Origin of the sequence: Streptomyces sp. NPDC060027 (genome assembly GCF_042737005.1) — a bacterium.
GTDB lineage: Bacteria > Actinomycetota > Actinomycetes > Streptomycetales > Streptomycetaceae > Streptomyces.
The window spans coordinates 1-10,623 of record NZ_JBHWVI010000267.1; the positions used below are offsets into that span (position 1 = coordinate 1).

General features: G+C 71.5%; 8 protein-coding genes. 3 read left to right on the top strand and 5 right to left on the bottom strand.

Going from position 1 to position 10,623, the window contains the following annotated elements; genetic code table 11:
• Positions 1–88 precede the first annotated feature (88 nt).
• From ACFWBT_RS37945 to ACFWBT_RS37965, 5 genes are all read right to left on the bottom strand, one after another.
• A complete protein-coding gene (locus ACFWBT_RS37945) occupies positions 89–928 on the bottom strand; it encodes a carbohydrate ABC transporter permease (RefSeq protein ID WP_385707835.1) in 840 nt (279 codons plus the stop codon).
• On the bottom strand, positions 925–2,283 hold the full coding sequence (locus ACFWBT_RS37950; RefSeq protein WP_385707837.1) for an ABC transporter permease subunit: 1,359 nt from the start codon (positions 2,281–2,283) through the stop codon (positions 925–927). Before ACFWBT_RS37950 ends, ACFWBT_RS37945 begins: the two co-directional genes overlap by 4 nt.
• A gap of 6 nt (positions 2,284–2,289) precedes the next feature.
• A complete protein-coding gene (locus ACFWBT_RS37955; RefSeq protein WP_385707855.1) occupies positions 2,290–3,615 on the bottom strand; it encodes an ABC transporter substrate-binding protein in 1,326 nt (441 codons plus the stop codon).
• A gap of 106 nt (positions 3,616–3,721) precedes the next feature.
• The gene (locus ACFWBT_RS37960) at positions 3,722–5,395 is read right to left on the bottom strand and encodes an alpha-amylase family glycosyl hydrolase (RefSeq protein WP_385707840.1); all 1,674 of its coding nucleotides are present in this window, start codon (positions 5,393–5,395) and stop codon (positions 3,722–3,724) included.
• Positions 5,396–5,560: 165 nt separating this feature from the next.
• Entirely contained in the window at positions 5,561–6,835 is a 1,275-nt protein-coding gene (locus tag ACFWBT_RS37965) for an ABC transporter substrate-binding protein (protein ID WP_385707843.1), read from the bottom strand.
• A gap of 221 nt (positions 6,836–7,056) precedes the next feature.
• Here ACFWBT_RS37965 and ACFWBT_RS37970 point away from each other — a divergent pair, with 221 nt between their 5' ends.
• From ACFWBT_RS37970 to ACFWBT_RS37980, 3 genes are all read left to right on the top strand, one after another.
• Complete coding sequence (locus ACFWBT_RS37970) at positions 7,057–7,572, top strand: PadR family transcriptional regulator (protein ID WP_385707846.1); 516 nt, start codon at positions 7,057–7,059, stop codon at positions 7,570–7,572.
• Positions 7,569–8,381: an ABC transporter ATP-binding protein gene (locus ACFWBT_RS37975; protein WP_385707849.1), complete on the top strand. Its 813-nt coding sequence runs from the start codon at positions 7,569–7,571 to the stop codon at positions 8,379–8,381. The genes ACFWBT_RS37970 and ACFWBT_RS37975 overlap by 4 nt, the downstream gene beginning before the upstream one ends.
• 1 nt (position 8,382) lies before the next feature.
• On the top strand, positions 8,383–10,623 hold a 2,241-nt coding region (locus tag ACFWBT_RS37980), incomplete at its 3' end, for an ABC transporter permease (RefSeq protein WP_385707852.1).

Genomic DNA, 10,623 nt, shown 5'->3' on the forward strand with positions numbered 1-10,623 from the left:
AGCCGATCCTCGGCTTCTCCGGCGTTCGACGTGCGGGCCCGGAGCGGAGTTCCGGGGAACGGACAGGGGCGAAGCGGCGGGCCCGCCGTCACTTCACCGAACCCGCCATCACCCCCTGGACGAAGTGCCGCTGGAAGGCGAAGAAGACCGCCACCGGGACCACCAGGGACAGGAACGCCCCCGGGGCCAGCACATCGATGTTGCTTCCGAACTGCCGGATCTGTGACTGGAGTTCGACCGTGAGCGGCTGCGCCGAACTGTCGGCGAAGAGCAGGGCGACCAGCATGTCGTTCCAGACCCAGAGGAACTGGAAGATGGCGAGGCTGGCGATGGCCGGCCGTCCCACCGGGAGCACCAGCCGGGTGAAGATGCGCCACTCGCTCCCCCCGTCCATGCGCGCGGCCTCCAGCATCTCCTTCGGCATCTCCGCGAAGTAGTTGCGCAGCAGGAAGATCGCGAACGGCAGGCCGTACGAGACGTGGAAGAGGACGACGCCGGGGATCGTGCCGAACAGCCCGAGCTGCCCGAAGAGTTTGGCCACCGGCAGCAGACCGATCTGTACCGGCACCACCAACAGCGCGACCACCAGCAGGAAGATCGCGTCGCGCCCCGGGAAGTCCAGCCAGGCGAAGGCGTATCCGGCGAGCGCGGCGATGACGACGACGAGCACGGTCGCCGGGACGGAGATCAGGACGGTGTTCCAGAACGCCTGTGTCATCCCCGTGTTGCCCAGCAGGGCGGAGTAGTTGTCGAAGGACAGCTGCCCGGGGCTCCTCAGCGCGGTCCACCAGCCGCCCCGCGCGGTGTCCTGGGCCGACCGCAGCGAGGACAGGAACAGACCCGCGAGCGGGGTGAGCCACACCAGGCCCACGACGACGAGAAGCGCCTGCACCAGGCTGCTGCCGAGCCCTCGCCTGAGCGCGTTCATCGGTGACTCCCTCGGAAGCGGCGGACGTTGAAGACCATGGCGGGGATCACCAGGAGCAGGAGCAGGACACCGAGCGCGCTGCCGAGACCCTGGTTGTTGCCGCCGCCGAACGACACCAGCCACATCTGGGTGGCGAGCACGGTGGCGTCCTCCTGCACCGGGCCCGGCGCGATGATGTAGACGAGGTCGAAGACCTTCATCACGTTGATGACGAGGGTCACGAAGACGACGGTCAGTACCGGTGCGAGCAGCGGGACCGTGATCCGGCGGAAGATCTGCCACTCGTTCGCCCCGTCCATCCGGGCCGCCTCCAGCGCGTCGCGCGGCAGCGCGGCGAGCCCCGCGCCGATGAGCACCATGGCGAAGCCGGTCCAGATCCACAGGTAGGCGCCGATGACGGCCGGCGTGACGAGCGCGGGTCCCAGCCAGGACACGCCCTCGTAGGGCGGGGCGAAGTTCGACGCGGGCAGCCGCACGGTGTACGGGCCCGGGCCGAGGTCCTGGAAGCGGAAGGAGCCGTCGGCCGCGGTGGTGGTGCTCGCGACCGCGTGACCGTCCTGTACCGCCTCGACCGTCATCTCGGGCAGTCCGCTCTCCTTCCGGTCGGCCTTGCCCTGCTCCCCTCCCCCGCCCCGGGTGAAGTCCAGGTAGACGGCACCGCGCAGTTCGCCGGACGCCGCCGGGCGCCGGGCGGCGTCGTACGCGGGCCGCGCGCCCTGCGGCAGGTCCTCGGGGAGCACGCCGACCAGGCCGAGGGCGACGGTGTGGCCCGGCGACGTGGGAGCGGTCGTGCCGTACGAGCCGTCGGCTCCCTTGGTGAGGCCCTGGCCGTCGCGGGCGCGGGCGGTCGGGTACGTCGAGGTTCCCGTGAAGGCGTCGTGCACGGAGACGGCGGCGGCGTTCAGCACGCCCTTGTCGGGGTCCTCGTCGTAGGCGAGCCGGAAGATGATGCCCGCGGCGAGGAAGGAGACCGCCATCGGCATGAACAGCAGCAGCTTGAACGCCGTCGCCCAGCGCACCTTCTCGACGAGGACGGCGAGGACGAGGCCGAGGCCCGTGAGCAGGGTCGGGGCGACGACCACCCAGATCGCCGTGTTGCGGACGGCCTTGATCGTGGCGGGGTCGCGGACCATCTCGGTGTAGTTGTCACCGCCCACGAACCGGGTGCCGGAGGCGTCGAAGAAGCTGCGGCCCACGGAGAACAGCACGGGGTAGACGACGAGCGCGCCGAGCAGGAGCAGGGCGGGCAGGACGAAGGCGAGGGCGACGACCCGGCCGCGGCGCCGGGCCCGCCGTCTGCGGTCGGCCGGGGCGACCGGCGGCGGGCTCGCCTCTTTCAGGAGCGTGGCGGTCATGCGCGATCAGCCCTTGTACGCCTTGGCCGCCGCGCTCTCCAGCTCGGCCGCGGTCCCCTTCGGGTCGGACGGGTCGCGCAGGAAGTCCTGGAGGATCTTCCACTCACCGGCGCCCTTGGTCCCGCCGAACGCGGCCGGGGCCTGGTCGGACATGTCGAAGCGGACCGAATCCCCGGCCGCAACGAGGGACTTGGCGGTCTCGCGGGTCACGTCGTCACCGTAGGAGGCGAGGTCGAGCTTCTTGTTCGGGGACAGGAAGCCGCCCGCCCCGGCCCAGACCGCGGACGCCTCGGGGGTCGTCAGGTACTCCAGGAACCGCATGGCGGCCTTCTGGTTCTTGCCGTCCTTGAGGACCACGGCCGCGTCGCCGCCGCTGACCACGGGGGCCTTGCCGCCGGCGACCGCCGGGAAGGGGAAGAAGTTCGCGTCCTCGCCGATCTTCCTGCCGAACTGGTCCTTGGCGACCCCGGCGACGAAGTCGCCCTCGTAGACCATGCCCGCCTGGGGCTTGGGCCCGAACACCTTCTCGACGGAGCCCGGGAAGTCGGTGTTCAGGGCCCCCTTCTGCCCCCCGGCCATCAGCTGCTTGTCCTTGAAGAGCTTGCCGAGGGTGGTGAGTGCCTCGACCACGGTGGGGTCGGTCCACTTGATCCCATGGGTGGCCAGGGCGTCGTACTTCTCGGGCCCGGCCTGGGAGAGGTAGATGTTCTCGAACCAGTCGGTGAGCGTCCAGCCGTCCTGTCCGGCGACGGAGAAGGCGGCGAGGCCCGAGTCGGAGACCGTGTGCCCGGCCTTCAGCATCGCGTCGTAGGTCGTCGGCGGCTCGACGCCCGCCTGGTCGAGGGCGTCGGGGCTGTACCAGACGGTGGACTTGTGCGCGGCCTTGAAGTAGAGCCCGTACAGCGTGCCGTCGACGCTGCCGTAGTCCTTCCACACGCTCGCGTAGTTGGCGTCGACCGCGGCTCCGGCGGTCTTGGAGAGCGGCTCCAGCCAGCCCTGCTTCGCGAACTGCTGGAGCACGCCGACCTGCGGGACCATCACCACCTCGGGGGCCTTGCCGCCCTCGATCTTGCTGCCGATCACGGTGGAGACGTTGTCGCCGGTGGAGACGAACTGCGTCTTGGCGCCGGTCTTCTCGGTGAAGGCGTCCAGCACCTTCTGGAAGTTCTTCTGCTCGCTGCCGGACCAGACACCGGCCACGGTGATCGTCTGGCCGTCGAGCGACTTGTCGCCGCCGCCCGCGGAGACGGGGCCGCCTCCGCAGGCGGTCGCGCCGAGTGCCAGGGCGAGGGCGGTGCAGCTCGCGAGCAGGGTCGTACGTCGTCGCATCATCATTGATGTCCCTTCGGGGAAATGGAAGTTGACGGATCGTCAGGGAGTGCCGGGAGGAAAGCGGGGCCCGGCGGGGAGGCCGTGGACTCGAACTCGGCCGGAGGGCTCAGGGGTTGGTGGAGTCGCTGATCCACCAGGCGGCCGTCGAACCGGGCAGGACGCCGGGCGCGCAGGGGCCGCTGGAGAGCAGCGGGGTTCCGGAGACCGGCGCGGGCGCGGGTGCCGAGCCGAAGTTGACGGCGCACACCAGGCCGTCGCCGCGGACGAAGCCGAGGACACCGGGCTGGGTTTCCAGCCAGCGCAGCTCCCCCTCCCCCAACTGGGGCAGTCCAGAGCGCAGTTGGAGTCCGTCGCGGTAGAGGTGCCAGAAGGAGCGGGTGTCGGCGAGGGCGCGGTCGGTCGCGTACTCGGCGAAGTAGGCGGGTTGCGGCAGCCACGGCTTGGCGCTCTCCGCACCCGAGGTGAAGCCGAACGGCGAGGCGTGCCCCGACCACGGCAGCGGCACCCGGCAGCCGTCGCGGATGCGTGCCCGGCTTCCGGTGCGGCGGAATATCGGATCGGTGAGCACGTCGTCGGGAAGGTCGACGACCTCGGGCAGTCCGAGCTCCTCGCCCTGGTAGATGTACGCGGCTCCGGGCAGTGCCAGCATCAGCAGCGCGGCGGCGCGGGCGCGGGCGGCACCGAGACCGCTGCCCTCGGTGCCCAGTTCGCCGTAGCGGGTGACCGTGCGGACCTGGTCGTGGTTGTTGAGCACCCAGGTGACCGTCGAGCCGGTGCCGGCGATGTCCTGCATGGCCTCGGAGATGACCTTGCGGAAGGCGTCGGCGTTCCAGGGCGCGCTCAGCAGGTCGAAGAAGAAGGCCTGGTGCAGTTCGTCGTGGCGTACGTACCGGGCGTGTTCGCGGGCGGTCGGCACGGAGACCTCGCCGACGAGCAGCCGCTCCCGGCCGTCCTCGGCGGTGTACTCCTCGCACACGGACCGCCAGTGGCGCCAGACGTCGTGCACCTCCGGCTGGTTCCAGGCGAGCGGATTGACCGAGTCGCGGGTGCGGGCGTCGGCCTCGGGGTCGGGCGAGTCCGGCAGGTCGGGGTGCTTGTAGAGCCCGGCGGCCACGTCGATGCGGAAGCCGTCGACGCCCCGGTCGAGCCAGAAGCGCAGTACGTGGTCGAAGTGCCCGCCGACCTCGGGGTTGCGCCAGTTCAGGTCGGGCTGCTCCGGCGTGAACATGTGCAGGTACCACTGTCCGGGGGTGCCGTCCCGCTCGGTGACCCTGCTCCAGGCGGGGCCGCCGAACATGGCGTGCCAGTTGTTGGGCGGTTCGGCGCCGTCCGGTCCCCGGCCGTCGGCGAAGTGGAAGCGGGCGCGGGCGGTGCCGCCGGGGGCCGAGTCCAGCGCCTCACGGAACCACGGGTGCTCGCTGGAGCAGTGGTTGGGGACGATGTCCAGGAGCACCCGGACGCCGAGGCGCCGGGCGTCCGTCATCAGCAGGTCGAACTCGGCGAGGTCGCCGAAGAGCGGGTCCACGTCGCAGTGGTCGGCCACGTCGTAGCCGTGGTCGTGCTGCGGCGAGGGGTAGAAGGGGCTCAGCCAGATGCCGTCGACCCCGAGCTTCTTCAGATACGGCAGTCCGGCCCGGACGCCGGCGAGATCGCCGATGCCGTCCCCGGTGCTGTCCAGAAAGCTCCGGACGTACACCTGGTAGATCACTGCGTCGCGCCACCAGCGGTGCGTGTTGAGCGTCACCCGTTGACCTGTCTGTGCGTGCCTTTGGTTATGCATGCATGTTAGGTAGGCATGTCGCGGAGATGTCAACGAGTAGGCAGGAGGTAGCGGAAAGCTGCCCCTTTAAATGCCCATTTTTTGGACCTGCACGCCCAAGGCGAGACGGTGGCGTTACCTAACATGTAACTAGGAAGGGGTCGCTGGATGCGACGAGGAAGGGGCTCAGCCCCGGCGCGAGATGTCCGCCAGCTCGCGCGCCAGCCGGCGCACGGCGGCCTCGGGCGTCTGGTGCCCGGCCATCGCGTCGTGCACCACGGCCTGCACGACGAGGCTCACCTGGTCGTAATGGGGGCTCTTGGGGCGCGGCGCGGCGGCGCGCACACCGGCACGCAGCGTCGGCAGGTACGGGAACTCCCGGACCAGCTCCGGATCCTCGTACAGGTCCGCCCGTACGGGCGGCAGCGCGCCCTTGGTGAGGACCTGCCGCTGCACCCGCTCACTCGTGAGGTACGCGATCAGCCGCGCGGCGGAATCGGGATGCTCCGCCTGCGCGTTGACCGCGAGGTTCGAACCGCCGAGCACGCTCGTCCCCGGTCCGTCGGGACCGGGCAGCGGAACCGCGCCGACCTTCCCCGCGACGGCCGATCCCGGGGCGGAGGCACTGACGTAGGCGTAGGGCCAGTTGCGCAGGAAGAGGAGACGGCCGTCCTGGAAGGCCTGTTTGGACTCCTGCTCCTTGTAGGTCAGCGCCTTCCTCGGTATCCAGCCGTCGCGGACGCCGTCGGCGAGGAAGCCGATGCCCTCGCGGGCCGCCGCGGAGTCCACCGTGACGCGCTCGCCCTCGTCGCCGAGGATCGTGCCGCCCGCCGAGTAGACCGCCTCGGCGGCGTTCACCGTGAGGCCCTCGTAGGGCAGGAACTGGCCCGCGTATCCGTCGAGTCCGTACTTCGGCGCGATGGTCCTCGCCTGTTTCTCCAGCTCGGCCCAGGTGCGCGGCGGCGCGACGCCTTCCTTGGCCAGGATGTCCTTGCGGTAGAGGAGCAGACCGGCGTTGGTGACGTAGGGGACGGCGTACAGCTTCCCGTCGTACCTCGCCGTGTCGACCACCGGAGGCAGGAAGCCGTCGAGCGGGAAGCGGTCGCGGGGCAGCGGGGAGATCCAGCCCGCGGCGGCGAACTCCGAGGTCCACGCGACATCGATGTTGAGGACGTCGAAGCGGCTCCGGTCACCGCCGCGCAGGTCGGTGGTCATCTGCGCGTGGGTCTCGTCCGCGGAGTCGGGGAGTTCGACGAGGGTGACCTTCTCGCCGGGGTGCGCGCGGTTCCAGTCGTCGAGCAGCGGCCCGAGATAGTTGGTGAGGTCACCGGCGGTGGCCAGCGTCAGCGGACCGCGTCCGCCCCCGCGCGCCCTGTCGGCGGGCGAGCCCGAGGCGACGTAACCGGACAGGACCACCGCGACGACCAGGAGGCCCCTACCGGCGGCGCGTATCCACCGCATAGGTTCCTCCCTGTACACCGGCACCGGGCACCTTCGCCCGGAGTCAGAGGCCATGTATACCTGTTAGGTATGGGCGATACTAGGGCCCCCGGCACATTGGCCCCCGGCTCATGGGTGTTCGACCCCTGGGTCCGCAACAGATGACGAGCATGCCGTGAGCGGCCGGGACGCCCCGAGGGCGAACCGAGAAAAAGAGAGAGAAGAGGGGGAGGAGAGCACGAGTGCGGCTGCCCCTCCTGGCCCTGCTGGCGCGCGGCCCGGCCCATGGCTACGAGCTCAAGCAGGGCCTTGAGCAACTGCTGGGCTCCGCGTACCCTCAGCCGAACGTCGGCCAGATCTATGTGACGCTCGGCCGCCTCGAGAAGTCGGGACTGATCGAGGGCGAGGAAGTCGAGCAGTCGAGCCGGCCCAACAAGAAGATCTACCACCTCACCGACGCCGGGCGTGAGGCGCTGCGCGCCTGGTACGAGGAGACGGCGGACGAACCGCGGGTACGGGACGAGTTCTTCATGAAGCTCGCGCTCGCGCCGCAGACGGGTCTCGCCGACCAGATCGGCCTGATCAACAAGCAGCGGCGCCGGTATCTGAACACCATGCGCGAACTGTCGAAGCTCGCCACGACCGAGAACCGGGACAACCGCATCTCCCAGCTGCTCATCGAGGGCGCCATGCTGCATCTGCAGGCCGACCTCGACTGGCTGGAACGCTGCCAGGAGGAGTTGGAGGAGCAGGGATGAGCCGCACCGCTCCCGTACCGGGCGCCGAGAACCCGTCGGCGCGGCCCGAGAGCCCTTCGCCGCCTGCCGGGGAGACCGCTGTGCTGCGCGCGGAGAACCTGGTCAAGACCCACTACGGCGAGGGGGCTCCCGCACACGCCGTGCGCGGCGTCGACCTCTCCGTACGGCGGGGCGAGTTCGTGGCCGTCACCGGCCCGTCCGGCGCCGGGAAGTCGACCCTGCTGCATCTGCTCGGCGGGCTCCAGCGGCCGGATTCCGGCAGCATCTGGCTGGACGGCGTCTGCACGGCCGGATACGGCGAGGCCCGCTGGGCGGTCGAGCGCCGGCGCCGCATCGGCATCGTGTTCCAGTTCTTCAACCTGGTGTCGAACCTGTCGGTCGCCGACAACGTCGAGCTGCCCGCCCTGCTCGCCGGGGCCTCCCCCAAGAAGGCGCGCGCCGAGCGCGAACACCTGCTCGCCGAGCTGGGCCTCCAGGGCAAGGAGCGCAGCATGCCGGGCGAGCTGTCCGGCGGTGAGCAGCAGCGCGTCGCACTGGCGAGGGCGCTGGTCAACCATCCGCCCCTGCTGCTCGCCGACGAGCCCGCGGGCAGCCTGGACAGCAAGGGCACCCGCGAGGTGACCCGGCTGCTGTCGCGTTTCCACCAGCGCGGCCAGACGATCGTGCTGGTCACCCACGACGCGCGGCTCGCGAGCGCCGCGGACCGGGTGATCAGCTTCTTCGACGGCCGGATCGCCGACGACGCGGAACTCGACGGCACGCCGTCGCGGGGCCTGGGGATATCCGGCGTGCTGGAACTGAAGGACTGAAATGCGTGCCACGTTGCGCTGGGCGCACGCCGATCTGCGCACCCACCGGGGTGAGGCGCTGTTCATCGTGCTCGCCACCGCCGGCATCGTCGCCTCGTTGCTGCTGGCCACCGCGCTCTTCGGCTACGCGACCAACCCCTGGCAGCGGGTCTTCACCCAGTCGCACGGCGCGCACGTGTGGATCCACACCGGTCCGTCCTCGGACGCGCACCGCCTCGCCGACGTGGACGGCGTGGACTCCGTCGCGGGCCCCTACCGCACGGCCGCGACCGCCGTCGAGTCACGGGGAACCCGTGCCGTGGTCGAACTGCGCGGCGCCACCGAGCAGCCCGCCACGGGACGCCCGCTGCTCGCCTCCGGACGCTGGCTCGACCCCGCCGAGGCGGACGGCGTGGTGCTGGAGAGCAGCCTCGCCCGGGCGCTGTGGGCCGAACCGGGCGACACCCTGACCGTGCCCGGCACCGCCCGGGAGCTGACCGTGCTGGGCGTGGCCGACAGCTCCGAGCCCCGGTACAGCCCGGGCGAGCGGTCCGGCCTGGTGTGGGCGCTCCCGTCGGCGGTGCGGGGCACCGCCGGACGCGCCGGGCAGGTGATCGGGCTGCGGCTGACCGATCCCGGCGACACCGACTACGCGGTCCAGCGGGCCGTCACCCTGCTCGGCGCCGGTGCGGTCACCGAGGTCTCCTCCTGGCAGCAGGCGCGGGCCGAGGCGCAGGGCGACAACCGGCTGCTCGGGCAGGTTCTCGGCCTGTTCGGCCTGGGCGCGCTGGTCGCCGCCGGGCTCGCCGTGCACGGTGCGATCGGCACCCGTATCCGTGGCCATCTGCGGGACATCTCGGTGCTGAAGGCGATCGGCTTCACGCCGGGCCAGGTGGTACGGATCTTCCTGCTGCAGCACGTGGCGTTCGCCCTGCTGGGCGCCGTGCTCGCGGGCGCGCTCACGCAGGCGCTGGGCAGCCGGGTCCCGGGGCGTCTCGGGGACGCGGTCGGTGTGTGGCAGGGACTGCCGGGACACACCGCGGCGCTCGTCTCGGTGCCCGCCGGCGCGGTGCTGTTCATCGCCGCGACGACCGGGCTCGCCGCGTGGCGGGCCGGACGGGTGTCACCGGTGCCGGGACTGCGCGCCGCGGCACCGCTCGGTGGCGGGCTGCCGCGTCTGGCACGCGGGGCGCTGGGCCTGCGGCTGCCGTCCGCGCTGGTCCTGGGCTGGCACAAGGCGTTCACCCGTCGGCCGCGCTCGTCGGCCACGGTCGCCCGCCTCGCGCTGCCCCTGCTGCTGATCGTGGTGGCCATGAGCGCCTGGACGACCATCGACCGCTTCCACAGCAGGCCCGAGCAGCTCGGTCTCGCGGCCGCGCTCACCGTCCGGCCGGACGGGACTCTGAGCGATTCCGGCGTACGGGCCCTGCTCGACCGGAACCCGCAGGTCACCGGCGTCCACCCGGGCATCCAGGTGCCCGCCCTGGTCCCCGGCCAGACCGGAACGATCGCGCTGCGCGGCCTCGGCACGCGCCAGGACCCCTACCCGTTCTCGCTGGCCGAGGGCCGCCCGGCGCGCGGCGCCGACGAGGCCGTGGCCGGTCAGGGACTGCTCGACCTGCTGGACGTGCGGGTCGGCGACTGGGTGCGCGTGACCGTGGGCGCTCAGCCACAGATCCTGCACATCGTGGGGCGGAGCATCGAGCCGGAGAACGGCGGCCGGGTCATCTCCACCTCGCTCGACACTCTCCGCGAGAACGACCCGGAACTCCGGCCGACTCTCTACCAGCTCCGGCTGCGCCCGGGCGCGGACCCCCACCGGGTCGCCACGGAGCTGGCCACCGCCGCGCACGGACGCTTCGACGTGCACGCCGTGACCAACCCCGCCGACGGGCTCTCACCGCTGCGCGGGGTCGTCGTGGGACTGATCGCCGTACTGGCCCTGATCGGGCTCATCGAGCTGCTCACCGCGATCGGCGGCACGGTCCGAGAGGGCGAGCGGGATCTGCTGGCGCTGAAGGCGATCGGGCTGACGCCGCGGCAGATCACCGCGATCACCGTGACGGCCACGGGGTGCACGGCCTTCGCGGCGGTCCTCGTCGCCACGGCTCTGGGGCTGCCCCTCGCGCACTGGCTGATCGACGCCCAGGGCAGGTCGAGCGGCATCGGCGCGGGCGTCGCGCGAGGACCGTCCGCCCTGCTTCTGCTGCTGTTCGGCGGCGCCGCCGTGCTGGGCGCCGCCGCGCTCGCCGCCCTGCCGGCC

Coding starts and splice junctions, on each gene's coding strand:
- ACFWBT_RS37975 (WP_385707849.1), top strand. CDS start 7,569: ATGAGCCGCACCGCTCCCGTACCGGGCGCCGAGAACCCGTCGGCGCGG.
- ACFWBT_RS37955 (WP_385707855.1), bottom strand. CDS start 3,615: ATGATGCGACGACGTACGACCCTGCTCGCGAGCTGCACCGCCCTCGCC.
- ACFWBT_RS37950 (WP_385707837.1), bottom strand. CDS start 2,283: ATGACCGCCACGCTCCTGAAAGAGGCGAGCCCGCCGCCGGTCGCCCCG.
- ACFWBT_RS37960 (WP_385707840.1), bottom strand. CDS start 5,395: ATGCATAACCAAAGGCACGCACAGACAGGTCAACGGGTGACGCTCAAC.
- ACFWBT_RS37945 (WP_385707835.1), bottom strand. CDS start 928: ATGAACGCGCTCAGGCGAGGGCTCGGCAGCAGCCTGGTGCAGGCGCTT.
- ACFWBT_RS37965 (WP_385707843.1), bottom strand. CDS start 6,835: ATGCGGTGGATACGCGCCGCCGGTAGGGGCCTCCTGGTCGTCGCGGTG.